Here is a 25513-nt window from a genome sequence, read left to right as displayed (position 1 = left end):
ACCCCATGGCTGACCAGTACGTCGCCGCGATCGACCAGGGCACCACCAGCACCCGCTGCATGCTCTTCGACCACGACGGCAACGTCGTCTCCGTCGGCCAGAAGGAGCACGAGCAGATCTTCCCGCGGGCGGGCTGGGTCGAGCACGACGCCATGGAGATCTGGCGCAACACCCGCGAGGTGGTCGGTCAGGCCATCGCCCGCAGCGACGCCGGCGCGAAGGACATCGTCGCCATCGGCATCACCAACCAGCGCGAGACCACCGTGGTGTGGGACCGGAAGACAGGGGAACCGGTCTACAACGCGATCGTCTGGCAGGACACCCGCACCGGGAAGATCATCGAGGAGCTCGGCGTCCTCGGCGGCGGCGCGGACCGCTACAAGGACAAGGTCGGCCTGCCCCTGGCCACCTACTTCGCCGGCCCCAAGGTCCGCTGGATCCTCGACAACGTCGACGGCGCCCGGAAGCGCGCCGAGAACGGCGAGCTGCTCATGGGGACCATCGACTCCTGGCTCATGTGGAACATGACCGGCGGTCCCGACGGCGGCCAGCACCTCACCGACGTCTCCAACGCCTCCCGCACGATGCTCATGGACTACCGGACGCTGGCCTGGGACGAGGCCATCGCCGAGGAGATGGGCATCCCGGTGGCGATGCTGCCGGAGATCCGGTCGAACTCCGAGGAGTACGGGCAGGGCCGCACGTCCGGCTTCCTCGCCGGCGTCCCGATCTCCGGGTCGCTCGGCGACCAGCAGGCGGCCACCTTCGGCCAGGTCTGCTTCGAGCGTGGGATGGCCAAGAACACCTACGGCACCGGCAACTTCATGCTGCTCAACACCGGCGAGGAGGCCGTGCCCTCGCAGAACGGCCTGCTCACCACCCTCTGCTACCAGCTGGGCGACGCGAAGCCGGTCTACGCGCTGGAGGGCTCGATCGCCGTCACCGGCTCGCTGGTCCAGTGGGTGCGGGACAACCTCAAGATGATCTCCAGCGCCCCCGAGATCGAGGAGCTCGCCCGCGAGGTCGACGACAACGGCGGCGCCTACTTCGTGCCGGCCTTCTCCGGGCTGTTCGCCCCGCACTGGCGCTCCGACGCCCGCGGCGCCGTCGTCGGGCTCACCCGGTTCGTCAACCGCGGCCACCTGGCCCGCGCGGTGCTGGAGGCCACCGCCTTCCAGACCCGCGAGGTGCTCGACGCGATGAACGCCGACTCCGGCGTCGACCTCACCGAGCTCCGGGTCGACGGCGGCATGGTCGGCAACGAGCTGCTCATGCAGTTCCAGGCCGACCTGCTCGACGTCCCGGTCATCCGGCCGAAGATCGCCGAGACGACGGCGCTCGGCGCGGCCTACGCCGCAGGCCTCGCGGTCGGCTTCTGGAGCGACCTGGACGAGCTGACCGCCAAGTGGGCCGAGGACAAGCGCTGGGAGCCCGCGATGGACTCCGAGGAGCGCGACCGGATCTACCGCAACTGGCAGAAGGCGGTCACCAAGAGCCTGGACTGGGTGGACGACGACGTCAGCTGAGCGGTGTCGCCCATCGCGCGGTCGGTCAGGCGGGCGCGCCGTCGCGCGCCGCGCCGTCGCCGTCCGACGTGACGGGCACTCGCGTGACGCCGCCTGCCGTACCCGCCGCGCTCCCGCTGAGCCGGCGGAGCAGCGCGGCGACGTCGATGCCGGTCAGGTCCCCGGAGAGCTGTAGACCCTGTGCGACGTTGGCCGCCACCGACCTGCCGATCGCACCGGCGCCGTCGGAGGAGATCACGGTCATCTTGTCCACCGCCGAGAGCGGGGCAGCTGCGGCACCCACGACCTCCGGCAGCACCTTGACCAGCATCTCCAGGATCGCCGCCTCGCCGTACTTGGCGAAGGCATCCGAGCGGGCGTCCAGCGCCTCGGCCTCGGCCTGACCGCGGGCGAGGATGGCGGCCGCCTCGGCGGCACCCTCCCGCTCCACGGCGTCGGCGATCGCCTGGCGGCGCAGCTTCTCGGCCTCACCGCGCTTGGCGCCCTCGATCGCCTCGGCCTCCGCCAACGCGGAGCGGCGGGCCCGCTCGCCCTCACCGGAGAGCTTGGCCTGCTCCGCGGCCGCCTGAGCGGCGGCGATCGTCGCCTGGCGCTGCGCCTCGGCGGTCAGGATGGCCGAGTTCTTCCGGCCCTCGGCCTCCTGCTCCACCCGGTACCGCTCGGCGTCGGCGGGGCGGCGCACCTTGGTGTCCAGCTGCCGCTCGGTCAGCGACGCCGTCCGGACGGCGACCTTCTCCTGCTCGGCGAGGATGGCCTGGTCCTGTGCGGCCTGGGCAAGCGGACCGGCTGCGGCAGCGCGCGCCGTGGCGGCGTCGGTCTCGGCGGTGATCTCTGCCTGCTTGAGGGCCAGCTGCCGCTGGGCGATCGCGATCGCCTCGTCGGCCAGCAGCTGCTCCTGCTGGGAGGCCTGCCGGGCACGGGCCTCGGCGATGCTGGCCTCCTTGAGCACCCGCGCCGCCTCGGGACGTCCCAGGTCGGCCAGGTAGGTGCCCTCCGCCTGGATGTCCTGCAGCTGGAACGTGTCCAGCACCAGCCCCTGCCCGGTGAGCGAGGACTCGGCCTCCTCGGCGACGGCGGAGGCGAACGCGGCGCGGTCGCGGATGATCTCCTCGATCGTCAGCCGCCCGACGATCGAGCGCAACGCACCGGCGAGCACCTCCGAGGTGAAGGTGTCGATGCCCTGCTGCTGGTTGAGGAAGCGCTGCGCGGCGGCACGGATGGCGCCCTCGCTGCCGCCGACCTTGACGATCGCCACGCCCTCGAGGTCGCACTTCACGCCCTGCTTGGAGACCGCGCCACGGATGGCCACCGGGATGCGCCGGCTGGACAGGTCCACCGTGTGCAGCCTCTGGACGACGGGCAGCACGAAGACGCTGGCGCCGGTGACCACCTTCTGGCCGGAGCTGTCCCGCGACACCACGCCGGTCGAGTCGGTCACCTGGCGGCCCTGGCGGCCGGTCACGATGAACGCCTCGTTGGGCCCGGCGACCTTGATCCGGGACAGGAGCAACAGGATCAGCAGGACGACGACCGCGGCGATGCCGCCGATGGCGTAGAGCAACGTCATGACGGTGTGCCTCCGGGCTCGGGCAGGGGATGGGGCGGGTTCTCGGCGGTCGAGACGACCTCGACCGCGGTGTCGCTGAGGGCCTCGACGACGTACACCGGCGTACCGGCCGGCAGGGACAGGTCGCTGCGGGCGGCGAACTTGAGCGGCTGGCCGCCGATGGACAGCCGTACCTCGCCGTACCCGTCGGCCGGGACGGCGGAGACGACGACGCCCAGGGCCCCGACCAGGTGCGCCCGGGTCAGCGTCTCCTGGGTCGGCATGTCCTCGAGCGCGCGCGAGAGCCGGACGGCACCCCACGCCAGGGGGATCGCGACGACCAGGCCCGCCACGACCGCCAGCACTGCGGCTCCGGCGTCCGGCAGCCCGTCGGGGAGGACGCTCAGCGCCGCCGCACCACCGAAACCGACACCGCCGAGCAGCGCAGCGATTGCGGGAACCGAGAACGGCCCGTCGGCCTCACCGAGGCCGAGGTCGAACTCGCCGACGAACAGCGAGAGCACGAGGACGACGAGGCCGAGGGCCCCGATGACGAGGAAGACCGTTGCCACTCCGTGCGTCCTCCCGTCGGCGGTCGACCTGCAGCTTCACAGTTCCGGCACGACGGCGGCAAGGAAATCCACAGTCGGGTGAACGCCGGCCGAGCTACTCGCCGACCTCGCCGTCGACCACCTCGCGGATCAGGTCGGCGTGGCCGTTGTGCCGGGCGTACTCCTCGATCAGATGGACGACGATCCAGCGCAGGCTCATCGTCGTGCCGTCGGGCCACCCGACGGCGGCCAGGCGGTCCAGGCCGCCGTCGGCCAGCGCCTCGGCGACCAGTTCGCGCGAGCAGGCGACGGCCTCCTCCCAGAGCGCCCGTAGCTGCTCCGGGGAGTCCGCCGTCGCGGAGTTCCACTCCCAGTCGGGGTCGGCGTCCCAGTCGACGTCCCACCGCGGGTGGAAGGCGTGGCCGTGCAGCCGCCGGGAGAACCAGGACTCCTCCACCAGCGCCAGATGCTTGAGCAGGCCGCCCAGGGTCATGGTCGACGCGCCGACGGTGGCGCGGAAGCCGTCGGCGTCCAGGCCACGCGTCTTCCACTCGAGCGTGGCCCGCTGGTAGTCGAGGAAGCCCAGGAGCGTCTCGACCTCCCCCGCGGCCACGGGCGGCTCGGCGCGTCCCTGGTCGTCAGTGCTGGTCATCGCCGCAACCTAGCGCGGCGGACCGGCGTTCAGGGCTGTCGTCCGAGCGCCCGGTCGAGGGCCCCCAGCAGCTGGTCGACGTCGGCGCGGAAGCCGCGTCGGGCGAGCTGCAGCCGAGCGCCGGCCGGACCACTCCCTCGGCCAGCCCGATCCCGAACACCGTCAGGGTCACCAGGAGACCGAAGCCCTGGACGGCGACGTGCAGGACGTCGGCGCCGTTCTCCCAGACCTAGCGGGATCCGGCCGACGCGGCCGCCAGAACCCGCATCAGCTCCTCGACGTCGTCCGGAAAACTGCGCCGGCCCCGCTGGAAGAGCCACGTCAGCACGCCGAAGGCCACCGCTCCCGCCGCGCAGACGATCGCTCCCAGAGCTTCGCCGTCCACCACCGTCACGGCCGTCATCAGGGCCATGCACAGCGCGAGGAAACCCCAGAAGGCCACCACGAACACCTCTCCCGCGTGCTCCACCGCCCGGCCGACCAGCCACACCTGACCGTCGTCCTCCTGCTCCAGGCGACCGTCCACGTGCGGGTGGTAGACGTGCTCTCCGGACACCTGCCGCACGCGCACCTCGCCCCCGGGCCGGACCCGCACCCGCAGGTCCCCCCGCACGGGCCGGGGCCGGCGCATCCGCTCGACCGCGGCGGTCAGCTCGGCGGCGGCGTCCGGCACGTCCCGTCCGGGGACCGGAATGCGAACGGGCAGGCGCTGACGCAGCACTGGGCCTCCTCCGAGGTCGGGAGCCACGAGTAGAACAGCCCGCCCGTCCCCGGTAGGTTCGCGGGCGTAAGTGGCACGGGGTGTCCCCGCCCGGGGACTGAGAACACACCCGTCGAACCTGCTCCAGTTCGTACTGGCGAAGGGATGTCACGGCGTGGATGCCGACGATCTGCGCGCCGCCCTGTCGGGCCTGCGCGCCTCCGCACCTCTGGTGCACTGCCTCACCAACACCGTCGTCCAGACGGTCACCGCGAACACGCTGCTGGCCGCCGGCGCGGCCCCCGCGATGGTCGACGCACCGCAGGAGGCCGGCGACTTCGCCGCCGTCGCCTCGGCGGTGCTGATCAACGTGGGCACCGTCTCCGCCCGGACGGCGGAGGCGATGCTCCTGGCCGCCCGGTCGGCCGGCGCCGCCGGCACACCGTGGGTGCTGGATCCGGTCGCCGTCGGCGGCCTGGCCTACCGCACAGAGCTGGCCGGCGAGCTCGCCGACCTGCGCCCCACCGTCGTCCGCGGCAACGCCTCGGAGGTCATGGCCCTGGCCGGTGCGGGGGCGGGTGGCCGCGGCGTGGACAGCACCGCGGGGGTGGACGACGCCGGAAAGGCGGCTGCCGCGCTCACCGCCCGCACCGGCGGCGTGGTGGCCGTCAGCGGCCCGGTCGACCTGGTCACCGACGGCAGGCGGACCGTGCGCGTCGGCGGCGGTTCCGAGCTCCTCACCCGCACCACCGGCGCCGGCTGCGCTCTGGGCGCACTGGTCGCCGCCTACGTCGCGACCACGGAGGACGCGCTGCTCGGAACCGTGGCGGCGCACGCACACGTCGCCGTCGCCGCCGAGCGCGCCGCCGCCACCGCCGCCGGCCCGGGGACCTTCGTCGTCCACTGGATCGACGCGCTGGCCTCGGTGGACGGGGACGCCCTGGCGGCCGCCGACCTCCGGACCCAGGCGTGAGGCCGGCCCTCGACCCCACCCTGTACCTGGTCACCGACACCGTCCTGTGCCGGCCGCGTCCCGTGGCCGACGTCGTGCGGGCAGCCGTCGCCGGTGGGGTCACCGCGGTGCAGGTGCGCGACAAGACGGCCTCGCCGGCCGAGCTGCTGGAGCTGACCAGGTCGGTGCGGGCGGCGCTGGACGGGCACGACTCCGTCCGCCTGATCGTGAACGACGACGCCGAGGTGGCGCTCCGGGCCGACGCCGACGGGCTGCACGTGGGCCAGGACGACCTGCCCGCTGCCGCCGCCCGCGCCCTGCTGGGGCCGGACCGGCTCCTGGGGATCAGCGTCTCCTCCGCGGCGGACCTGGCAGCGGTCCTCGCGCTGCCCGCCGGAACCGTCGACCTGGTGGGCCTCAGTCCCCTGTGGGGGACCCCGACCAAGCCCGATGCCGCCCCGGAGCTGGGGCTCGACGGCGTGCGGGAGCTCGCCACGACCGCGCGCGCCGCGGAACTTCGCGCGGTGGCGATCGGCGGGATCGGGCCGGACCGCGCCGCGGCGGCGGCCGCCACCGGCGTCGACGGCGTCTGCGTCGTCTCGGCCCTGTGCACGGCGCCCGACCCGGCGGCAGCAGCCCGGGAACTGCGCGCGGAGATCGCCCGTGGCCGGACGGCGGTGCGCTCGTGAGCGCCGCGGTCGCGCTCGCCGTCGCCGGCAGCGACCCGAGCGGTGGCGCCGGGATCCAGGCCGATCTCAAGACCTTCAGCGCACTGGGCGCATACGGCACGGCGGTGCTCACCGCGCTCACCGCCCAGAACACCCGCGGGGTCACCGGCGTGCACCCGGTGCCCGCGGAGTTCGTGGCCCACCAGCTGCGCACCCTGCTCGACGACGTGGAGGTCCACGCGACGAAGCTGGGCATGCTCGGCTCCGCCGAGGTGGTGCACGCGGTGACCGAGGTGCTGGTCGAGCGCCGCCCCGGCCCGGTGGTCTGCGACCCCGTGATGGTGGCGACCAGCGGCGACCGGCTCATCGACGCCGACGCCGTCGACGCCGTCCGCAGCGTCCTCGCCCCGGTGACCGACCTGATCACCCCCAACGTCCCGGAGGCCGCCGCGCTGCTCGACCGCGCGCCCGCCACCGACGAGGACGGACTGGTCGAGCACGCGCTGGCGCTGCTCGAGCTCGGCTGCGGCGCCGTGCTGCTCAAGGGCGGTCACCTCGACGGCGCGGAGAGCGTCGACGTCCTCGCCGACCGCCACGGCGTCCGCACCACCCGGCGGCCGCGGGTGAGCACCAGCGCCACGCACGGCACCGGCTGCACCCTGTCCTCGGCCGTCGCGGCGCTGGCCGCCCACCACGGAGCCGACGACTGGCTGCCCCTCGTGGACGGAGCACGTGACTACCTGCAGCACGCCCTGGTCGCCGGCGAGGGGCTCGCGGTCGGCTCGGGGCACGGCCCGGTCCACCACTTCGCCGGGATCTGGCCGGCATGACGTCGTTCGGCGAGCGCGCCTGGACGGCGACCGCGGACGCCCGCGCTGCGATCGACGAGCTGCCGTTCCTCACCGGCCTGGGGGCCGGCACGCTGGACCCGGCGATGTTCCGGCACTACCTCGAGCAGGACGCGCTCTACCTGGCCGGTTACGCGCGGGCCCTCTCCCTGCTCGCCGCCCGCGCCCCGGACACCGCGAGCGCGAGCTTCTGGGCGACCTCCGCAGTCGGCTGCGGCGTCGTCGAGGCGCAGTTGCACGCCGACCTGCTCGGCGAGGAGCTGCTCGGCGCGGTGCCGCTCTCCGGGGTGCTCGGCACGACGACGCCGTCGCCCACCTGCCTGGGCTACGTCTCCTACCTGGTGGCGACGGCGGCCACCGCGCCCTACGCGGTCGGGGCAGCGGCGGTGCTGCCCTGCTTCTGGGTGTACGCCGACGTGGGCGGCCGGCTGGCCCGGCAGGCCGCCACCGCCCCGGGACACCCCTACCGCCGCTGGGTGGACGCCTACGCCGACGGCGGTTTCCAGGAGGCGACCCGGCAGGCCCGGGCCCTCACCGACGCCGCGGCGACGGCCTCCCCGCAGGACGAGCCGGCCATGCAGGCGGCGTTCGCCACCGCCGTGCGCTACGAACACGCGTTCTGGCAGGCGGCCTGGAACCGGGAGCACTGGCCGCCCCTCACCGCGCGGACCGCCGCTCCGTCGACAATGGGGGCGTGAGGCGAGAGGCGAGCATCATGCACCTCGACCTCGACGCCTTCTTCGCCGCGGTCGAGCAGCGGGACAAGCCGTCGCTGCGCGGGCGGCCGGTCGTCGTCGGCGGGGTCGGCGGGCGCGGCGTCGTCGCCACCGCGTCCTACGAGGCGCGCGCCTACGGCGCCCGCTCGGCCATGTCGACCGCGGAGGCCCGCCGGCGGTGCCCCTCGGGGACGGCGTTCCTGGGCGGCCGCTTCGCCGCCTACCGGCGCACCTCCGACGTCGTCATGAGCCTGCTGCGGGAGGTCTCGCCGCTGGTCGAGCCGGTGTCCATCGACGAGGCCTACGTCGACCTGGCCGCCGCGGACGGCCTCGACCTGTCCGTGGACGGCGTCACCGCGCTGGGGAACGAGCTCAAGGCCCGCATCGCCGCGGCCACCGGGGGAGTGACCGGCTCCATCGGCATCGGCACCTCCAAGCTCATGGCCAAGATCGGCTCCGACCTGCAGAAGCCCGACGGGCTGGTCGTCGTCGCACCCGGGCGAGAGCTGGAGGTGCTGCATCCGCTCCCGGTCACCCGGCTCGGCGGCGTCGGCCCGGCCACCGCCGAGCGGCTGCACCAGGTGGGGGTGAAGACCGTCGGGGACCTGGCCGTCCGCTCGCTGACCGACCTGGTGGCGCTGGTCGGCAAGGCGCACGGCGCCGGGCTGTACGCGCTGGCCCGGGCCGACGACGACCGCGCCGTCGTGTCCGACCGCGGCGTGAAGTCGGTGTCGCACGAGGAGACCTTCGAGCGGGACCTGACCGACGTCGCCGTCCTGGGCCGGGAGATCGACTCCATGGCCACCCGGGTGGGGGAGCGGCTGCGCAAGGGCGCGATCTCCGGCCGGACGGTGACGCTCAAGGTGCGCCGCTACGACTTCACGACCCTCACCCGCTCGCAGACGCTCCCCCAGCCGACCGACGACGCCCGGCTCATCGCCACCACCGCGCGCCGGCTGCTCATCGAGGCCGGCACCGCGGGCGGGCTGCGGCTGCTCGGCGTCGGCGTCTCCGGGCTGTCGGTCTACGCCCAGGGCGACCTCTTCGCCGAGGGCCTGCTCGACGACGGGGGAGAGGCGGAGGCGGCGGCGGAGACCGAGCCCGAGGTCCCGGCGGAGGTGCCGGAGCTGCCGGTGGAGAAGCGCTGGTGGCCCGGGCAGGACGTGCGCCACGACGAGCTGGGATCCGGTTGGGTGTGGGGCCGCGGCCTGGGGCGGGTGACGGTCCGGTTCGAGGGCCCGCGGACGACGCCGGGGCCGGTGCGCACACTGTCCGCCGACGACCCCGCGCTGCAGCCCGCGGACCCGCCCGAGTGGAGGACCTCCGAATGACCGCGATCCGCTCCTGGTGGGGCTGGGGCACGACCGACCGGGCCCTTCCCGACGACGAGTGCGTCGCCCTCGCCGGGCTGATCCCCGAGCTCCCGGACCGGCCGCGCCCGGTGCTCGACGTCGCCGACCTGACGCTGCCGCCGTCCCGGTTTCCCCTGCCGCCGTCCCTGCCCGTCAGCGCCGAGCCCGCGGTCCGCGCCGAGCACGCGTTCGGCAAGGCCTACCGGGACGTGGTGCGCGCGCTCGACGGCGACCTCCGGGGCGCGCCGGACGCCGTCGCGCACCCGCGCAGCGAGGACGACGTCGTCGACCTGCTCGACTGGGCGGGCGGCGCCGGCGTCGTCGTCGTGCCCTTCGGTGGCGGCAGTTCCGTCGTCGGCGGAGTGGAGTACCGCGGGGACCGGCCGTGGCTCTCGCTGGACCTGACCGGGCTCGACCGCGTGCTGGAGGTGGACCGCACCAGCCGGGCGGCCCGGATCCAGGGCGGCGCGCTGGGACCGGTGCTCGAGGAGCAGCTGCGCCCGCACGGCCTGACGCTGCGGCACTTCCCGCAGAGCTTCGAGTTCTCCACCCTCGGCGGCTGGTTGGCCACCCGCGCGGGCGGCCACTACGCGACGCTGCACACCCACATCGACGACCTGGTGGAGTCGTTGCGCGTCGTCACCCCGGTCGGCGTGAGCGAGTCGTGGCGGCTGCCGGGCTCGGGTGCTGGGCCCTCGCCGGACCGGCTCTTCCTCGGCTCGGAGGGAACGCTCGGCGTGATCACCGAGGCCTGGATGCGGCTGCAGGACCGGCCGCGGTTCAAGGCCTCGGCGTCGGTGACCTTCCCGGACATGACGGCGGCCATGGCCGCGGTGCGGACGATCGCCCAGGCCTCCTTGTACCCGGCCAACTGCCGGCTGCTGGACCCGGGCGAGGCAGCCCTGTCCGGCGCATCCGGCGGCGAGCCGGTGCTGGTGCTCGGCGCGGAGTCGGCGTCCGTGCCGGTCGAGGGCCGGCTGGCCGAACTGACCGACCTGGCCCGCGCGCACGGGGGCGCGGTGGCCGGCGGGGGCGGCAGGGACTCGGCGGCCGATGCCTGGCGGAACACCTTCCTGCGGATGCCCTACGTCCGGGACGGCATGGCCCGGATGAGCGCGATCGTGGAGACCTTCGAGACCGCCTGCACCTGGGACCGGGTGGAGGAGCTCTACGACACCGTGCGGACCGAGGTCGGCGCCGCGGTGCGCGAGGTGACCGGCGCCGAGGGACTGGTCAACTGCCGGTTCACGCACGTCTACCCCGACGGCGCGGCGCCGTACTTCACCGTGATCGCCGCCGGCCGTCCCGGCTCGGAGGTGGCGATGTGGGACGAGGTGAAGACGGCGGCGTCGGAGGTGCTGGGCCGCCTCGGCGCCACGATCACCCACCACCACGCCGTCGGCCGCGATCACCGGCCCGGCTACGACCGGCAGCGCCCGGACCCGTTCGCCCTGGCGCTGCAGGCCACGAAGGCCGCCCTCGACCCGGCCGGGATCCTCAATCCGGGCGTGCTGCTGGACGAGTTCCCCGGCCGTGCCATCGTGGAGCCGTGACCGAGTCGAGCGCCTGGGCGCGCCTCACCGAGGAGAACCCGGACCACTCCGCGGCCTACGTGCGGCGCTGGCACGACCTGGCGGCGCAGGGGATGGACCTCGTCGGCGAGGCGCGGCTGCTCGACGCGATGCTGCCGCGGGGAACGCGGGTGCTCGACGCGGGCTGCGGGCAGGGCCGCATCGCCGGCCATCTCGCCCGCGCGGGGCACGACGTCGTCGGGGTGGACCTCGACCCGGTGCTGATCGCCGCCGCCGACGAGGAGAACCCCGGGCCCCGGTACCTGGTCTCCGACCTCGCCGAGCTCGACCTGCCCGCCCGGGGCGTCGAGGAGCCCTTCGCGGCGCTGGTCTGCGCTGGCAATGTGATGACGTTCCTGGCGCCCTCGACCCGCCGCGAGGTGCTGAGCCGGCTGCGGGTCCACCTGGTCGCCGACGGGCGCGCGGTCATCGGCTTCGGTGCCGGGCGGGGCTACGAGTTCGACGAGTTCCTCGCCGACGCCCAGGCGACCGGCTGGGCCGAGGAGCTGCTGCTGTCGGCCTGGGACGTGCGGCCGTTCACCCCGGAGTCGGAGTTCCTGGTCGCGGTCCTGCGGCCCGCCTGAGGCGTCAGAGCCGGCCGTTCGCGCGGAGCAGGAGAAGCGCCTCGACGGTGCGACGCCCCCGCCACTCCAGGGTGGCCGCCGCCGAGTAACTGACGAAATCGACGGTCCAGCCGCCGTCGTCCTGCTGCCCGGCGGCCAGCCGGTCGAGCTCCGCCTCGACGACCGCCGGCGCGAACAGCGTCCGGGCCGGGCCGCCGGGGTGCGGCGCGAAGTCCAGCGGGCGCATGAACTCCTCGGGCGCACCGCCTGCCACGTGCAGCAGCCCGTCGCCCGGAACGAGCTCCCGCAGCCGGTCCATCGCCGTCGCCGCTTCCGGCCGCACGGCCGCCGCCGCGTCGAGGAACTGCACGGCGAACGCCAGCTCCATCGCGTGCGTGCCCGCGTGGATCCGCTCCACCGCGGCCAGGCAGGAGCCGGTCGCGGTGGCCAGCCACGGATGGCCGGCGACGGCGGGCACGGAGGCGGCCACCCGGTACGCCGTCGCCGCCACCACCGCGGTGATCTGCAGGGACGACCGCGAGGGGTCCGCCGACGCCCAGAACGGCGCGCAGGCAGCGGGATCGGGCACCGGGAGCGCGAACGGCAGGCCGCCGTCGGGCAGCGTCGCCGTCGTCAGCCAGTCGCAGATCTCCAGCGCCCGCTCCGCCCCGTCCGCGCCGGTGTCGACGAGCGTCTCGAGCGCGTGCAGCGCGCCCGCGGGCTGGCTGGTGACCGAGCGCAGATCGGGCTCCAGCCCCCAGCCGTAGCCGCCGTCGGGGTTCCGGTAGCCGTCGAGCGCCGCCAGCACCGGCGCCGTCCCTCCCGTGCCGAAGAGCAGGTCGGCGCGACGGCGGTCCAGCACGCGCGCGGAGCCGGCCAAGAAGTCGACGGCGGCAGCGAGATCGACGGTCATGCCGCCACCCTGACGCAGCCGGCTGGTCCGGTCACTCCCCCTCCGGTGCCGCCGGCGTCCGGTCGGGCACTCCCAGCGCGATGGTCAGCTCCAGGACGGCGGCCGGATCCTCCAGCCGCTCCCCGTACAGCTCCCGCAGCTGGGTCATGCGGTACCGCACCGTCTGCGGGTGGACGAAGAGGTCGGCGGCGACCTGGTCGCGCCGGCCGTGGTGCAGCAACCACGACCGCAGCGTCTCGGTGAGCTTCTCCCGCGCGGTGTCGGCCAGCTCGCCCAGCGGCGCCAGCACACGGGCGCGCAGGTCGGCCAGCGCGTCGGCGTCGGCCCGCACCACCAGCTCGGCCAGGCAGCAGTCGGTGTCCAGCGGCGCCCGCTCCCCGGGCGTCATCCCCAGCCGCAGCGCCCGCAGCACCCGCGCGTAGGAGGTGTGCACCTCCGACCAGGGCCGGGCCGGACCCACCGCGGCCTCCCGTCCCTCCAGGGAGCGCAGCAGCGCCGGCCGGGCGGGGCCGTCGGCGTCGGGCACCAGCAGGACGGTCAGCTCGTCGGCGCCCTCGACGTCGGACAGCTCCTCGGTGGACCGCAGCGTGCGCGGGTCCAGCGAGACCAGCGCGCCCTGCGTCCGGGCCGCGGGGAGGACGACGACGGTGAGCGTGCGCGGCGGCGTCCACTCGGCGCGCTGGGCGGCCTCGACGAGCTCGGTCTGCGGGCTGCCCACCAGGAGCCCGTGCGCCAGCCGCTCGAGCATCCGTTCCCGCGCCCGGCCGCTGGAGGCCAGCTCGTCGGCATGCCCGGCCACGCTCGCCGCGGAGAGCCGGTCGATGTAGGCGAAGACCAGCTCGGCGAACCGGGCCGTGGACTCCGGGCCGAGCCCCGCCGCGACGGCGGTGGCGCTCATGTCGCGCCAGGCGACGCGGGCACCCACCCGGTAGGCGGCCAGCAGCGCGTCCATCGAGCGCCCGCTGCGCGCCTCCCCACGGCCCAGGGCGTACGCCGCCTCGACGACCGGGCCGCCCGGGGTGCCGGCGTCGGCGGTCCCTCCGGCGGCGGCGAGCTGCAGGAAACCGCGCAGCGTCAGCTCGACGGCGTTGGAGATCTTGCGACCCATCGGCCCCTGGAACGCGTCGGCGTAGCCGGGGACCGCGACGATGATCGCGTCGACGGCCCGCTCGGCGACGCCCGGCAGCTCTCCGCGCATGGCCTCGGCCACCGCCTCGGGAAACTCGTGTGCCCGCATCGCTGTCCGCCTTTTGTTCGCAGAGAACAGAACCTACCCCTCGATTCACGTCAAGGGCACAGGTATTTGGTCGCGAGACTGGGAAAGCTATATGCATGACAGCGACGACTCCGCGCCCAGGTGCGGCACGCACACCGGCGCGGACCGCGCTGCGCGACCGCGTGCTGAAGCTCGCCGAGCTGGTCACCACCCCCCTGCTGCCGGTCGACTACCTCGACCTGTTCGACCCGCTCCGTTCCGGAGCCGCCCTGCGCGGCCGGATCGAGGCAGTGCAGAAGGAGACCCGGGACGCCGCCTCGATCATGATCCGGCCCGGCCGCGACTGGCTGCCGCACCGTCCCGGCCAGTACGTCCGCATCGGCATCGACATCGACGGCGTCCGCCAGTGGCGCGCCTACTCGATCACCTCGGTGCTCGACCGCGCCGACGGCTGCTTCACCATCACCGTGAAGGCGATCCCCGACGGCAAGGTCAGCAACCACCTGGTGCACCGGGTGCAGCCCGGCACGATCATCCAGCTGGACCAGGCCACCGGGGAGTTCACGCTCCCCGAGGAGGCACCCGCCAAGTCGCTGTTCGTGACCGCGGGTTCGGGTATTACCCCCGTCATGGGCATCCTGCGCAACCACGCGCACCAGCTCACAGACACCGTGCTCGTGCACTCCGCGCCGACCGCCGACGACGTCGTCTTCGGTGAGGAGCTGCGGCAGATGGCCGCCGAGGGCGGCATCCACCTGATCGAGCAGCACACCGACACCGCCGGGATGCTCGACGCCCGCTCGATCGCCGAGCTGGTCCCCGACTTCCACGAGCGCGCCACCTGGGCCTGCGGCCCGATCGGCATGCTCGAGGCGCTCGAGGAGCACTGGGAGTCCGCCGGCGTCGCCGACCGGCTCTACACCGAGCGCTTCCGTCCCCGCGTCCTCGCCGGTGCCGGTGAGGGCGGGACCGTGACATTCGAGAAGAACGGCACGACCGTCGAGGTCGAGGGCACCACCCCGATCCTCGACGCCGCGGAAGAGGCGGGCGTCCTCATGCCGAGCGGTTGCCGCATGGGCATCTGCTACGGCTGCGTCCTGCCCCTGCGCGAGGGCGCCGTGCGCGACCTCCGCAACGGCGAGATCACCTCCGCGGACGACGTCGGCGACGGCGTCCTCGTCCAGACCTGCATCAGCGCGCCCGCCGGCGCCTGCTCCATCGACCACTGACCGTCCGAGCCCGAGGAGTCGCACCGTGACCGTCATCCAGAAGAAGCCCGAGAACCCGATCGCCCACCTCTCCGCCGAGGACATCGAGCTCATCGGCAAGGAGCTCGACACCATCCGCCAGGAGATCCGCGACAGCCTCGGCGAGGACGACGCGAAGTACATCCGCAAGGTCATCGACGTGCAGCGCAAGCTCGAGCTGGGCAGCCGCGCCGTCCTGCTGGGCTCGATCTTCCCGCCGGCCTTCGTCGTTGGCACCGTGGGTCTCTCGGTCGCCAAGATCCTCGAGAACATGGAGATCGGGCACAACATCCTGCACGGCCAGTGGGACTGGATGCGCGACCCGAAGATCCACTCCACGACGTGGGAGTGGGACATGGCCAGCCCGTCCGAGCAGTGGAAGCACTCGCACAACGAGCTGCACCACACGTACACGAACGTGATCGGCAAGGACAACGACCTCGGCTACGGCATCATGCGCGTCGACGAGGACCAGAAGTGGATGCCGATGTACCTCGCGCAGCCGCTCTGGAACTTCATCAACGCCTGCTTCTTCGAGTACGGCATCGCCGCCTACGACCTGGAGCTGGGCAAGAACCTGGCCACCAAGAAGCGCCGCAGCAACCCGAAGTTCCGGGCCGATGCCAAGAACGTGCTGAAGAAGATCCGCAACCAGGCGGCCAAGGACTACATCGCCCACCCGGTGCTGTCGGGCCCCTCGTTCGTGCCGACGCTGGTCGCCAACTTCACCGCCAACGTGGTGCGTAACCTGTGGTCGCACTCGGTGATCATGTGCGGGCACTTCCCCGAGGGCGTCGAGACCTTCGAGAAGACCTCGATCGACGGCGAGACCCGCGGCGAGTGGTACGTGCGCCAGATGCTCGGCTCGGCCAACATCTCCGGCAGCAAGGCCATGCACATCATGACCGGCAACCTGTCGCACCAGGTGGAGCACCACCTGTTCCCCGACCTGCCGAGCAACCGCTACGCCGAGATCGCCCCGCGGGTGAAGGACATCTTCGACCGCTACAACCTGACCTACCACTCCGCCCCGCTGTACAAGCAGGTCGGGAGCGCGTGGCACAAGGTCATCCGGCTCTCGCTGCCGAACGGCTGGCTGGCCGAGACGACGCCGAAAAACGCCCCGGCGCAGCTCGTGAAGCTGGCCAAGATGACCTTCGGTGGCAAGCAGGTCCGTCGCCAGCTGATGCGACAGTCGGCCGCCGCCGCCTGATTCCCCGCGACCGCTGAACGCGAGAGGCCCAGAACCGTCCTGGTTCTGGGCCTCTCGCGTTCACTGCTCGACCACCTCGCTGGGTTCCGACCGCCAGGTCAGGTTGTCCAGCCGCCGGCCGACGACGGCGCCCACCGGCACGTGGGTGATCTGCGCCAGGTCCTCCAGGGTTGCCGACACCACGTCCTCGAACTCCGCACCGCCGATCACGTCGGGCCCCATGCCCGCCGAGACGTAGTAGTCCGTGACGGCCAACCGCACGTCGTCCAGGGAGACGTCCAGGTCGCGGACGAGGGCAGTCGTGGTGGCCCGCATGGAGCTCATCCCGGTGAAGGCCCGACCGCAGCCGCAGCCGCCGTCCGGATCGTCCTCGTCGGTCGCGCAGACGAAGCCCAGCAGGACCAGTTCTCCCTCGATGGCGTAGCAGAAGTCACCCTCCTGCTCGCCCTGTCGTTCCTGCGTCGCCGTCAGCAGCTTCATGCCGGCAACCGTCGCACCGGGGTACGACAGTCCGGCCGCCCCTCACCAGCGGTTGCGGGCCTCCTCCGCCCAGCCCACCAGCCCGGCCAGGTCCACCCGATCGCCGTCGTCGGTGGTGGCCCAGCCGCTGAACTCCCCGAAGCACTGGTGGGTCTCCGAGGCGACGACGCCGAGGCTCGTCCGGGCGACCCGCTCGTGGAAGGGCACGAAGGTCACCTCAGCTGTCGCACCGGAGATCCGCCAGGGCCGCAGCCAGTCGCCGCGGTCGTACTCCCAGCGCAGCTCCTCGCCGATCTTGTGCATGCGGCCGTCGACCAGCACCGCGTTCTCCGTCATCCCGGTGCCCTCGGTCCACTTCCCGCCCAGCTGGATGCCCCGGCCGCCCGCGCCGCTGCCGGCCGCCCAGTTCCAGGTCATCGAGTACGGCCACCGGCCACGGCCGTGGTCCAGGACCGCGAACGACGTCGTCGGCTCCAGCCGCACCTCGTCGCCGTCGAGGGCGAGCACGCCCTCCACCGGCCGGGCGAGGTCCTTGACGGTGTACTGGAAGAGCCGATCGCTCCACGGCACGACCACGCCCAGGGACTCCTGACCCGCCGGCCGGTGCGCCACGACGTCGAGGGAGATCCCCGGCGCGGTGACCCGCAGGCGGGTGCCGGCGTCCACCGTCGCGAACTCGAGGCTCGTCGATCGGGTGCCTGCCGCGGCCGTGCCGACGCCGCTCCGGTCGGGGAGGGCCACACCTCGGGCGAGGGGCACGACGGCGTCCTGGACGCTCTCGCGGCCGCTGCGGCGGTCCAGCACGTAGACGCCGTGCACCCCGGCGTAGTCCAGCGAGGAGAGCGTCAGCCCGATGACGTGGGTGGGGGAGACGATTCCCCAGTACTCCCAGCGCTTGGTGCGGCCCCAGCCGCGCAGGTTCGCCCGGTGCAGCGGGCGGCGGGTCCAGCCCACCGCGTCGGGATTCACGCCGCCGTCGGGCCGGCACAGGTCGACGGGCGCGGTGATCTCGCGTTCGGGAGTGCGCACGGCGGGACCGTATCGGTCCCGCCGTGCGCACCCGTCGGGCTACGGGCGCAGGGCGGGCTGCGCGAAGTTCAGCCCCAGCAGCACGGTGGGGTCGGCCACCGGCACCTCCCAGACCGCCTCGGCGCCGTCCGGGTCGATGACCTGCCCGCCCTTGAGGAAGGCCGCGATCTGCGCCTGCCCCTGCCGTCCCGCGGGGTGCAGCAGGTTCAGCAGGAACCCGTGCGGGTTCGGCAGCTCGGGCATCGCCTTGTCGTTGCGGAACAGGCTCGTGCGGGACCACAGGTTCCCGGCGTCGACGAGCGTGTACGACGTCGGGTTGGGGACGGTCTCGTCACCGAAGGCGACCTGGACGAGGACCCGCTTCGGCTCGATCACCGGCGAGAAGGTCTCGGGGCTGCCCGGACGGGTCAGCCAGGTGGACTTCGCCAGGTAGTCCTGGATGGCCAGAGCCCCCGGAACCGTCGCGGTCACCGGCCTCTCGCCGCGGAGCGGCATCTGCTCCTGGAAGAAGTTCCTCGTCGGATCGGTGCTGTTGAGCAGCCCCGCCGCCTGCAGCGCCTGGGTGGTCAGCAGCCGGAAGGACGGCGACGTCCGCGCGATCTCGGTGACCGGACCGCCGGGCACGTTCAGCGCCGAGCGGGTGACGGCCTTGTCGGCACCGGTGAGCATGGTGCCGTAGATGCCGCCGAAGCTCTGACCGAAGTACGTGACGTTCGCGCCGGAGAGGTCGGCCGCCCGGTCCTTGTCGACGTCGGTGCCGCCGAGGGTCCGGATCAGCGTGGAGATGTCCAGTGACGTCTGCCGCAGGGCGTCCCGCGACGAGAGCGCTGCGGCGCCACCGGTGGCCGACGAGCCCTCGGTGCTGCCGATCGCCGTCCCCGGGTCGTCCTGGTCGACACCGCGACCGTAGGAGGGCAGCCGGGTCTGCTTGCCGCCGCTGTCGATGACCCATTCACTGGCCGGGCCGGCACCGTGGCCCACGACGTTCGTGCCGATCGTGGCGATGCCGCTCGGCGCGTTGGTGGCGGCGGCCAGGAAGACGTCCGCCGTCGACCGGGTGAAGCCGTGGCCGGAGACCGCGACCGGCCAGCCACCGGCCGGGGCCGTGCCCGCCGGGAGAACGGCGACGAACGGAAGGCGGGCGGCGCTGACCGGCGCCGGACCGAGATCGCGCGTCGGCGTCTGCCGGATCGTGACGTCGGGTCCGAGCCAGTTCGGAGCGAGGTAGGAACCGAAGACGAGAGTGCCGTTGGCCACCGGCTGCACGACCGGCGTCACCGCCGGCGCCGGCTCGGGGGCGGGCTGCAGTCCGGGCGCGGAATCCAGGTCGGCCGAGAAGCCGACGGTGGTCCCCGCGGCCGGGAAGACCCCCTCGACGCGCAGGCCCGGGGTGACGCCGACCGCCTTCAGCGCCTTGCTGCCGGACTGGATCTGCCGGGTCAGGTCCAGGAGACCGTCGGTCGCGCTCATCGTCGTGAAGGTGTCCTGGCGGCCCTTCGTGGTCGCGCTCTCCGCGACCCGGATGGTGTACCGGGTGCCAGGAGCCAGCTGCTTCGCCGGGTGCGCGTAGAGCGTCTTGCCAGCCGGGTCCCAGACGACGCGGTCCACGCCGATGCTCGCTCCGCCGGACGCAGGCCGCACGGTGACCAGCCGAGCCGCGGCCACGGGGTCGACGGCGCTGTTGAACCGGATTGCCAGGCGAGGGTCCAGGTCGAAACCGTCGAGCTGGTTGAGCCGCTGCACGAGACCGCAGGTGACCTCGGCGCCGCAGTTGCCGGCCGGCAGGTTCACCCGGCGGCCGGTGAGCTGGCCCTTGTCGGCGACGGTGAGGGTGTCGGAGGGAAAGACGGACACGGGGTTGGCCCTCGGCGGGGTCGCCAGGGCGGGTGTTGCGGTGGCCGTGACGGCGAACGTCACGGCCAGGGTGCCGACGACCGACGCGGTCGTCCGGCGCCATGAGCGGTAGGACACGGGGGCTCCAAATACTGAGGGGACCCTGTTCCTAGCCGAGAGTGACGTGGGGCACAACCGATCGGTCGTCGAATCGATCTTGATGACTGTTTCCCGTGAAACGCGTCCGCCCGCCGCTCGCGAGGCGAGAGGCGGGCGGTCGGTGCGGATCGGAGGGCTAGTTGGCCATGTCCACGAAGCGGCTGTAGTGCCCCTGGAAGGCGACGGTGACGTTGGCCGTGGGGCCGTTGCGGTGCTTGACCAGCATGATGTCGGCCTCGCCGGCCCGCGGGGACTCCTTCTCGTACATGTCCTCGCGGTGGATCATCATGACCATGTCGGCGTCCTGCTCGATCGAGCCGGACTCACGGAGGTCGGAGAGCATCGGCTTCTTGTCCTGACGCTGCTCCGAGCCACGGTTCAGCTGCGACATCGCGATGACCGGGAGCTCGAGCTCCTTGGCCAGCAGCTTCAGCGCACGGGAGAACTCCGAGACCTCCTGCTGGCGGCTCTCGACCTTCTTGCCGGAGGTCATCAGCTGGAGGTAGTCGATGACGATCAGCTTGAGGTCGTTGCGCTGCTTGAGCCGCCGCGCCTTGGCCCGGATCTCCATCATCGTCATGTTCGGGGAGTCGTCGATGTACAGCGGCGCATCGGCCACCTCGCCCATGCGGCGGGCGAGCTTCGCCCAGTCCTCGTCGGACAGCGTGCCGGCGCGCATGTGGTGCAGCGGCACCTTCGCCTCGGCCGAGAGCAGACGCATGGTGATCTCGTGCTTGCTCATCTCGAGCGAGAAGATGCAGGCCGGCATCCCGTGCTTGACCGTCGCCGACCGGGCGATGTCCAGCCCCAGCGTGCTCTTGCCGACACCGGGTCGCGCCGCGATGACGACCATCTGACCGGCCTGCAGACCGTTGGTCAGCTCGTCCAGGTCGCGGATGCCGGTGGGCACACCGCGTGCGGTGCCACCGCGGGAGGCGATCGCGTCGAGCTCGTCCATCGTGGGCTGCAGGACGTCCTCGAGGCGCGAGTAGTCCTCGCTCATCCGCTTCTCGGTGACGTCGTAGATCTCCTGCTGGGCGCGGTCGACGATGTCGTCGACGTCGCCCTTGCCGCCGGCCGCGCCGTAGCCCAGCTGGACCACGCGGGTGCCCGCCTCAACGAGCCGGCGCAGCACGGCCTGCTCGGCCACGATCGCGGCGTAGTAGCCGGCGTTGGCCGCCGTGGGCGTCGAGGCGATGAGGGTGTGCAGGTAGACCGCGCCGCCCATCTTCGACAGCTGGTCGGTGCGGTTGAGCTCCGCGGCCACGGTGATGGCGTCGGCGGGCTCGCCCCGGCCGTAGAGGTCGATGATGCAGTCGAAGATCACCTGGTGGGCCGGCCGGTAGAAGTCGGCGCCGTGCAGGACCTCGACGACGTCGGCGATCGCGTCCTTGCTCAGCAGCATGCCGCCGAGCACCGACTGCTCCGCCGCGACGTCCTGGGGCGGCTGCCGGTCGTACGCCGGCGCCGTCGCAGTCGGTCGGCTGAACTCGTCGGCCACCGCCACGGGGGTACCTCCATCTCCTTGCGGGCGCGCCCGCGACACCACTGCGCGCAGGGGAAGTACGCGAGTTCGACGGGCTGCGCCGGACCGAACAGACGTTCGGTCACTGCCTACCGGAGGGGACTGACAGTCCCGGGATCCGGCGGCCACGGAGGACGTTAGGGAAGGCGAGCCGCCGCAGTCCACCACCGGTGTGCACGCCGATCTGCACAACTTGTGGACAAGTCGGTGGACGGAGGCGTGTCGACATGTGGAGAAAGCGGGGGACAGCCGGGGCACCTGTTCCCCGAACACCGCGCCGACCTGCGCGAACACCGTCCCACTGCTGTGGACGGGAAATTGGCCCCAACTTTTTTTCGCGACGCGCACCACGAGTCACACGGGCGCGCGGACACCGACGGGACGGCGCGCGTCCACCGCTGGGCCACTGTGGCGACACCGCGCGCAGCGGCCTCAGGAGCTACCTGGTCCACGAATGCCGCGAGGGGCGCCGGACGGTTGTCCGACGCCCCTCGCGGGCGGTACAGAGCCACTCAGCGGCTCACCGGCATCAGCCGGCGACGACCTCGATGGTCAGCTGAGAGACGACCTCGGGGTGCACCCGCACGGTGACGGTGTGCTGGCCCGTGGTCTTGATGCTGCTGGGCAGCTCGATCCGGCGACGGTCCAGCTCCGGGCCGCCGGCAGCGGTGACCGCAGCGGCGACGTCGGCGGTGGTGACCCGGCCGAACAGGCGGCCGCCGTCGCCGGCGCGAGCCGGCACACGGACGGTCAGACCGGTGAGGCGACCGGCCACGGCCTGCGCCTCCTCGAGGGACCGCACGTCGCGGGTGGCACGCGCCCGGCGCAGGGACTCGACCTGCTTCTCGGCACCGCGGGTGGCCAGGATGGCCAGACCGCGGGGCAGGAGGTAGTTGCGGCCGTAGCCGCCCTTGACCTCGACGGAGTCGCCGGAGGAACCGAGACCGGTGACCTCCTGCGTGAGGATCAGCTTCATGGTGCTCATGATCAGCGCGCCGTGGAGGTGTAGGGCAGCAGCGCCATCTCGCGGCTGTTCTTCACGGCCACGGCGACGTCACGCTGGTGCTGGCTGCAGTTGCCGCTGACGCGGCGGGCACGGATCTTGCCGCGGTCGGAGATGAACTTCCGCAGCAGGGTCGTGTCCTTGTAGTCGACGTAGGTCGCCTTGTCCTTGCAGAACTGGCAGACCTTCTTCTTGGGCTTGCGAACAGGAGGCTTGGGCACCTGGTTCTCCAGAAAAAGTGAGGGGGATCAGAAAGGAGGCTCGTCGGACGGGCCGGCCGGCGTCGACCAGGGGTCGCTCGCACCGCCGCCACCGCCGCCACCGAAGCCGCCGCCACCACCGCCGCCGCCGAAACCGCCGCCGCCACCGCCACCCTCACCGCGGGAGGCCTTGGTGACCTTCGCGGTGGCGTAGCGCAGCGAGGGGCCGATCTCGTCGACCTCGAGCTCGATGACGGTGCGCTTCTCGCCCTCCTTCGTGTCGAAGGAGCGCTGCTTGAGGCGGCCGCTGACGATCACGCGGGAGCCACGGGTGAGCGACTCGGCCACGTTCTCGGCCGCCTGACGCCACACGTTGCAGCGGAGGAACAGCGCTTCGCCGTCCTTCCACTCCTGCGACTGACGGTCGAAGGTCCGGGGCGTGGACGCCACGGTGAAGTTGGCGACGGCAGCGCCGGACGGCGTGAAGCGCAGCTCCGGATCGGCGGTGAGGTTGCCGATGACGGTGATGACGGTTTCGCCGGCCATGGTCAGTGGACCTCGGGGCGCATCAGCTTCGTGCGGAGCACCGACTCGTTCAGGTTCAGCTGGCGGTCCAGCTCCTGCACGGCGGCCGGCTCGGCCTGGATGTCGATGACGGCGTAGATGCCCTCGGCCTGCTTGTTGATCTCGTAGGCCATCCGACGGCGGCCCCAGATCTCGGTCTTGACGGTGCCACCGGAGTTGGTGACGACGGTCAGGAACCGGTCGAGCGAGGGAGCGATGGTGCGCTCCTCGAGATCGGGGTCGAGGATGACCATCAGTTCGTAATTGCGCACGGAGAACCCCACCTCCTCTGGTCTCAGCGGCTGCAGGGGATCTGCAGCAGGAGGGTCGTACATGCGTCGCGCGCCCCGGCGGCCTCACGAGAGAGCCGGAACGCGCGAGTCCAGGCTACCAGCGATGGGCGGGTGGTCCTCCCCCGCCGTCCCGAGGGCCCCGGGAACGGCCGTGGCCGCCGCCCCCGGAGGGACGACGGCCACGGCCGGTGTGAGTGGTTGGTCAGCGCGTCTCGCGGGACGCCTGGTGGGTGCGGACCAGGGCCGCGGTGACGGCGGCGAGCGCGACCACGGCGGCGAGGGCCGCGGCGGGCAGCGCCACGGGCTCGGACGACGAGGCGTTCACCGTCTCGCTCTCGGCGCTCTCCTCGTCGAGCGTCGCGCCGTCCAGGCCGGCCAGCTGACCGAAGACCGGCACCGACGCACCGTCGTAGGAGCCGGCGACACCGCCGGACCCGGACCCGGCACCGGAACCGGAGCCGAAGCGGCCGGCCGCATCCGCGCTCGCACCCGGGAAGGAGAACCGGGCGGGGTCGAACGCCGCGATGGCGCCCCGGCTGCCGGCCGACATGGGCACGGAGCCGCCCATCGGGTACTGGTACTGGTCGCCGGGGCCGTTGACGTCCGGACGCTCCGTCGGGGCCGGGTCACCCGCGGGCGGCGGCGTGGGAACGGGGGCGCCCGGCGGGTTCGGCTCGGTGAGCCCCGGCACCTGCGGCAGCGTCACCTGGGGCAGCTGCGGCAGGTTGACACCCGGCAGGTTCGGCAGGACGGGGGCGATCGTCTGCACGACGTACGGAACGGGCGCCGGCAGCGGCGGCAGGGAGCCCAGCACCCGGTCGACGACCTGCTGGACGCTGACGCCGAGCGGCAGGGACGCCTGCGGGACGACGCGGTACGTGTAGGTGATCGCGCCGGCCGTGGCGGGGGCGTCGAACCTCCAGGCCGCGCTCTGCTCGGGCTGCAGCTTGCGCGTCTCCCCGAAGAAGGAGACGGCGACGTCGGTGTACACCGTCGCCCCGACCGAGATGTTGCCGAGCGGGAGCGGGATCGAGATGCCGCCACGGTTCTCCGCGGGGATCTTGTTCACGAAGGTGACCGTGCCGCCCGGGTCGATGCTGGCCAGCGGCGGCGTGACGTTCCGGATCTCCACCGTCGCGGCCGGCGCGGCCTGGGCCTCGGGTGCTGCGGCGACCGATGCGGTGACGACACCCATCCACGCGAGGACCGCCGCGGCGATACCCCGCCGGGCTGTACGACGGATGCGACCCGTTGCCATCTTCTGCTCCTCCACGTCGTCACACCATTACTGGCGAGTAACCCCCGTCACGCCCTTCAACGAAGATGTGACGCAAGCGATACGGGTAAACCTGCAAGTAGTCGGAGATTCGAGGAGCACGCATGGGATCGCACCCGATCGGCGTACACGTCGGCACCGATCCGGCCGGCGGTGACGAGCTCGCCGCCGGCGGTCCGCTCGCCCGAGCGGCCGAGATGGATGCCGACGGCGTCCAGATCTTCCTGGCCGATCCGCAGGGCTGGACGGCACCGGGACCGCGGCCCGACGCCGAGCAGCTGCGCGACTCGGGGCTCGCCGTCGTGGTGCACGCGCCCTACGTGCTGAACGTGGCGACGACGAACAACCGCATCCGCATCCCGAGTCGCAAGCTCCTGGGCAAGCACGCGGAGGCCGCGGCCGCCGTGGGCGCCCGGGGCCTGGTGGTGCACGGCGGCCACGTCCTCGCCGCCGACGACCCCGCCGCAGGCGTCGACAACTGGCGCAAGACCTTCGCCCGGCAGGCGGACGAGGGTGGCTTTCCGCTCCCCGTCCTGATCGAGAACACCGCGGGCGGCGGCAACGCGATGGCGCGCGACCTCGACGCCCTGGCCCGGCTCTGGGACGCCGTGGGCGAGTTCGGCGCCGGCTTCGTGCTCGACACCTGTCATGCCTGGGCCGCCGGCTGGGATCTCACCACCGCGGTGGCCGACGTCCGGGCGATCACCGGCCGGATCGACCTGGTCCACCTCAACAACAGCCGGGACGCCGCCGGGTCCAGCCGTGACCGGCACGCCCCCCTGGCCGCCGGCGAGATCCCGACCGAGCTCCTCGTCGAGGTGGCCCGCGCCGCCGACTGCCCGGTGGTGCTCGAGACCCCCGGGGACGCCGCGAGCCACGCGGAGGAGATCGCCTCCTTGAGGTCAGTCCTGGGCTGA

At 72.9% G+C, this 25513-nt stretch carries 26 protein-coding genes and 1 riboswitch; of the genes, 11 read left to right on the top strand and 15 right to left on the bottom strand.

What is annotated here, in order from left to right; translation table 11 throughout:
• Positions 1-5: 5 nt before the first annotated feature.
• The gene (glpK, locus tag LBW97_RS19440; protein WP_224501020.1) at positions 6-1526 is read left to right on the top strand and encodes a glycerol kinase GlpK; all 1521 of its coding nucleotides are present in this window, start codon (positions 6-8) and stop codon (positions 1524-1526) included.
• 25 nt (positions 1527-1551) lie between these two features.
• Here glpK and LBW97_RS19435 read toward each other — a convergent pair whose 3' ends face one another.
• The 4 genes from LBW97_RS19435 to LBW97_RS19420 all read right to left on the bottom strand — a co-directional run bounded on the left by LBW97_RS19435 (position 1552) and on the right by LBW97_RS19420 (position 4996).
• Positions 1552-3093: a flotillin family protein gene (locus LBW97_RS19435; RefSeq protein ID WP_224501019.1), complete on the bottom strand. Its 1542-nt coding sequence runs from the start codon at positions 3091-3093 to the stop codon at positions 1552-1554.
• Positions 3090-3644 (bottom strand): hypothetical protein, encoded by a 555-nt coding sequence (locus tag LBW97_RS19430; protein WP_224501018.1) that lies wholly within the window; start codon positions 3642-3644, stop codon positions 3090-3092. The genes LBW97_RS19435 and LBW97_RS19430 overlap by 4 nt, the downstream gene beginning before the upstream one ends.
• 94 nt (positions 3645-3738) lie before the next feature.
• On the bottom strand, positions 3739-4275 hold the full coding sequence (locus LBW97_RS19425; protein ID WP_224501017.1) for a DinB family protein: 537 nt from the start codon (positions 4273-4275) through the stop codon (positions 3739-3741).
• Positions 4276-4504: 229 nt separating this feature from the next.
• Positions 4505-4996, bottom strand: coding sequence for a hypothetical protein (locus LBW97_RS19420; protein ID WP_224501016.1), 492 nt, complete (start codon positions 4994-4996; stop codon positions 4505-4507).
• Between the two features lie 66 nt (positions 4997-5062).
• A riboswitch (TPP riboswitch) is annotated at positions 5063-5158 on the top strand.
• Between LBW97_RS19420 and thiM the strand changes: the two genes are divergently transcribed.
• The 7 genes from thiM (at position 5151) to LBW97_RS19385 (ending at position 11666) form a co-directional block, all read left to right on the top strand.
• Positions 5151-5948: a hydroxyethylthiazole kinase gene (gene thiM / locus LBW97_RS19415; RefSeq protein WP_224501015.1), complete on the top strand. Its 798-nt coding sequence runs from the start codon at positions 5151-5153 to the stop codon at positions 5946-5948. Its footprint overlaps the riboswitch before it by 8 nt.
• The gene (thiE, locus tag LBW97_RS19410) at positions 5945-6616 is read left to right on the top strand and encodes a thiamine phosphate synthase (RefSeq protein WP_224501014.1); all 672 of its coding nucleotides are present in this window, start codon (positions 5945-5947) and stop codon (positions 6614-6616) included. Before thiM ends, thiE begins: the two co-directional genes overlap by 4 nt.
• Positions 6613-7425, top strand: a complete 813-nt coding sequence (gene thiD, locus LBW97_RS19405; protein WP_224501013.1) for a bifunctional hydroxymethylpyrimidine kinase/phosphomethylpyrimidine kinase — start codon at positions 6613-6615, stop codon at positions 7423-7425. The genes thiE and thiD overlap by 4 nt, the downstream gene beginning before the upstream one ends.
• A complete protein-coding gene (locus tag LBW97_RS19400; protein ID WP_224501012.1) occupies positions 7422-8141 on the top strand; it encodes a TenA family protein in 720 nt (239 codons plus the stop codon). The genes thiD and LBW97_RS19400 overlap by 4 nt, the downstream gene beginning before the upstream one ends.
• Positions 8138-9490 carry a DNA polymerase IV gene (locus tag LBW97_RS19395; protein ID WP_224501011.1) on the top strand — a complete coding sequence of 451 codons (1353 nt, stop codon included), beginning with the start codon at positions 8138-8140 and terminating at the stop codon, positions 9488-9490. Before LBW97_RS19400 ends, LBW97_RS19395 begins: the two co-directional genes overlap by 4 nt.
• Positions 9487-11064 (top strand): FAD-binding oxidoreductase, encoded by a 1578-nt coding sequence (locus LBW97_RS19390; RefSeq protein WP_224501010.1) that lies wholly within the window; start codon positions 9487-9489, stop codon positions 11062-11064. The genes LBW97_RS19395 and LBW97_RS19390 overlap by 4 nt, the downstream gene beginning before the upstream one ends.
• Positions 11061-11666: a bifunctional 2-polyprenyl-6-hydroxyphenol methylase/3-demethylubiquinol 3-O-methyltransferase UbiG gene (locus tag LBW97_RS19385; protein ID WP_224501009.1), complete on the top strand. Its 606-nt coding sequence runs from the start codon at positions 11061-11063 to the stop codon at positions 11664-11666. The genes LBW97_RS19390 and LBW97_RS19385 overlap by 4 nt, the downstream gene beginning before the upstream one ends.
• Positions 11667-11670: 4 nt before the next feature.
• Here the strand turns inward: LBW97_RS19385 and LBW97_RS19380 are convergent, their stop codons facing one another.
• Both LBW97_RS19380 and LBW97_RS19375 read right to left on the bottom strand, forming a co-directional pair.
• On the bottom strand, positions 11671-12558 hold the full coding sequence (locus LBW97_RS19380) for a hypothetical protein (RefSeq protein ID WP_224501008.1): 888 nt from the start codon (positions 12556-12558) through the stop codon (positions 11671-11673).
• 31 nt (positions 12559-12589) lie between these two features.
• Positions 12590-13795 (bottom strand): CdaR family transcriptional regulator, encoded by a 1206-nt coding sequence (locus LBW97_RS19375; RefSeq protein WP_224501007.1) that lies wholly within the window; start codon positions 13793-13795, stop codon positions 12590-12592.
• A 95-nt stretch (positions 13796-13890) separates the two neighbouring features.
• Between LBW97_RS19375 and LBW97_RS19370 the strand changes: the two genes are divergently transcribed.
• Together LBW97_RS19370 and LBW97_RS19365 are read left to right on the top strand one after the other, a co-directional pair.
• Complete coding sequence (locus LBW97_RS19370) at positions 13891-15003, top strand: ferredoxin reductase (RefSeq protein ID WP_224501006.1); 1113 nt, start codon at positions 13891-13893, stop codon at positions 15001-15003.
• Between the two features lie 25 nt (positions 15004-15028).
• Positions 15029-16234: an acyl-CoA desaturase gene (locus LBW97_RS19365; protein WP_224501005.1), complete on the top strand. Its 1206-nt coding sequence runs from the start codon at positions 15029-15031 to the stop codon at positions 16232-16234.
• A 60-nt stretch (positions 16235-16294) separates the two neighbouring features.
• Here the strand turns inward: LBW97_RS19365 and LBW97_RS19360 are convergent, their stop codons facing one another.
• The 9 genes from LBW97_RS19360 to LBW97_RS19320 form a co-directional block, all read right to left on the bottom strand.
• Complete coding sequence (locus LBW97_RS19360) at positions 16295-16714, bottom strand: hypothetical protein (RefSeq protein ID WP_224501004.1); 420 nt, start codon at positions 16712-16714, stop codon at positions 16295-16297.
• A 42-nt stretch (positions 16715-16756) separates the two neighbouring features.
• Positions 16757-17743: a DUF2804 domain-containing protein gene (locus LBW97_RS19355; protein WP_224501003.1), complete on the bottom strand. Its 987-nt coding sequence runs from the start codon at positions 17741-17743 to the stop codon at positions 16757-16759.
• A gap of 39 nt (positions 17744-17782) precedes the next feature.
• Entirely contained in the window at positions 17783-19714 is a 1932-nt protein-coding gene (locus LBW97_RS19350) for an Ig-like domain-containing protein (RefSeq protein WP_224501002.1), read from the bottom strand.
• Positions 19715-19871: 157 nt separating this feature from the next.
• Positions 19872-21242, bottom strand: a complete 1371-nt coding sequence (gene dnaB / locus LBW97_RS19345) for a replicative DNA helicase (RefSeq protein ID WP_224501001.1) — start codon at positions 21240-21242, stop codon at positions 19872-19874.
• Positions 21243-21789: 547 nt separating this feature from the next.
• Positions 21790-22236 (bottom strand): 50S ribosomal protein L9, encoded by a 447-nt coding sequence (gene rplI / locus LBW97_RS19340; protein WP_224501000.1) that lies wholly within the window; start codon positions 22234-22236, stop codon positions 21790-21792.
• Positions 22237-22247: 11 nt separating this feature from the next.
• The gene (gene rpsR / locus LBW97_RS19335; protein ID WP_166526904.1) at positions 22248-22484 is read right to left on the bottom strand and encodes a 30S ribosomal protein S18; all 237 of its coding nucleotides are present in this window, start codon (positions 22482-22484) and stop codon (positions 22248-22250) included.
• Between the two features lie 27 nt (positions 22485-22511).
• The gene (locus tag LBW97_RS19330; protein WP_224500999.1) at positions 22512-23009 is read right to left on the bottom strand and encodes a single-stranded DNA-binding protein; all 498 of its coding nucleotides are present in this window, start codon (positions 23007-23009) and stop codon (positions 22512-22514) included.
• Between the two features lie 2 nt (positions 23010-23011).
• Positions 23012-23299 (bottom strand): 30S ribosomal protein S6, encoded by a 288-nt coding sequence (rpsF, locus tag LBW97_RS19325; RefSeq protein ID WP_224500998.1) that lies wholly within the window; start codon positions 23297-23299, stop codon positions 23012-23014.
• Positions 23300-23522: 223 nt separating this feature from the next.
• Complete coding sequence (locus LBW97_RS19320) at positions 23523-24578, bottom strand: hypothetical protein (protein ID WP_224500997.1); 1056 nt, start codon at positions 24576-24578, stop codon at positions 23523-23525.
• 122 nt (positions 24579-24700) lie between these two features.
• Between LBW97_RS19320 and LBW97_RS19315 the strand changes: the two genes are divergently transcribed.
• The gene (locus tag LBW97_RS19315) at positions 24701-25513 is read left to right on the top strand and encodes a deoxyribonuclease IV (protein ID WP_224500996.1); all 813 of its coding nucleotides are present in this window, start codon (positions 24701-24703) and stop codon (positions 25511-25513) included.

This window comes from Blastococcus sp. LR1, assembly GCF_020166105.1.
Taxonomy (GTDB): Bacteria; Actinomycetota; Actinomycetes; order Mycobacteriales; family Geodermatophilaceae; genus Blastococcus.
This window is presented reverse-complemented; position numbering and strand designations above follow the sequence as displayed.

Coding starts and splice junctions, on each gene's coding strand:
- glpK (WP_224501020.1), top strand. CDS start 6: ATGGCTGACCAGTACGTCGCCGCGATCGACCAGGGCACCACCAGCACC.
- LBW97_RS19435 (WP_224501019.1), bottom strand. CDS start 3,093: ATGACGTTGCTCTACGCCATCGGCGGCATCGCCGCGGTCGTCGTCCTG.
- LBW97_RS19425 (WP_224501017.1), bottom strand. CDS start 4,275: ATGACCAGCACTGACGACCAGGGACGCGCCGAGCCGCCCGTGGCCGCG.
- LBW97_RS19400 (WP_224501012.1), top strand. CDS start 7,422: ATGACGTCGTTCGGCGAGCGCGCCTGGACGGCGACCGCGGACGCCCGC.
- LBW97_RS19390 (WP_224501010.1), top strand. CDS start 9,487: ATGACCGCGATCCGCTCCTGGTGGGGCTGGGGCACGACCGACCGGGCC.
- LBW97_RS19380 (WP_224501008.1), bottom strand. CDS start 12,558: ATGACCGTCGATCTCGCTGCCGCCGTCGACTTCTTGGCCGGCTCCGCG.
- LBW97_RS19375 (WP_224501007.1), bottom strand. CDS start 13,795: ATGCGGGCACACGAGTTTCCCGAGGCGGTGGCCGAGGCCATGCGCGGA.
- LBW97_RS19370 (WP_224501006.1), top strand. CDS start 13,891: ATGACAGCGACGACTCCGCGCCCAGGTGCGGCACGCACACCGGCGCGG.
- LBW97_RS19360 (WP_224501004.1), bottom strand. CDS start 16,714: ATGAAGCTGCTGACGGCGACGCAGGAACGACAGGGCGAGCAGGAGGGT.
- rplI (WP_224501000.1), bottom strand. CDS start 22,236: ATGAAGCTGATCCTCACGCAGGAGGTCACCGGTCTCGGTTCCTCCGGC.
- LBW97_RS19330 (WP_224500999.1), bottom strand. CDS start 23,009: ATGGCCGGCGAAACCGTCATCACCGTCATCGGCAACCTCACCGCCGAT.
- LBW97_RS19320 (WP_224500997.1), bottom strand. CDS start 24,578: ATGGCAACGGGTCGCATCCGTCGTACAGCCCGGCGGGGTATCGCCGCG.
- LBW97_RS19315 (WP_224500996.1), top strand. CDS start 24,701: ATGGGATCGCACCCGATCGGCGTACACGTCGGCACCGATCCGGCCGGC.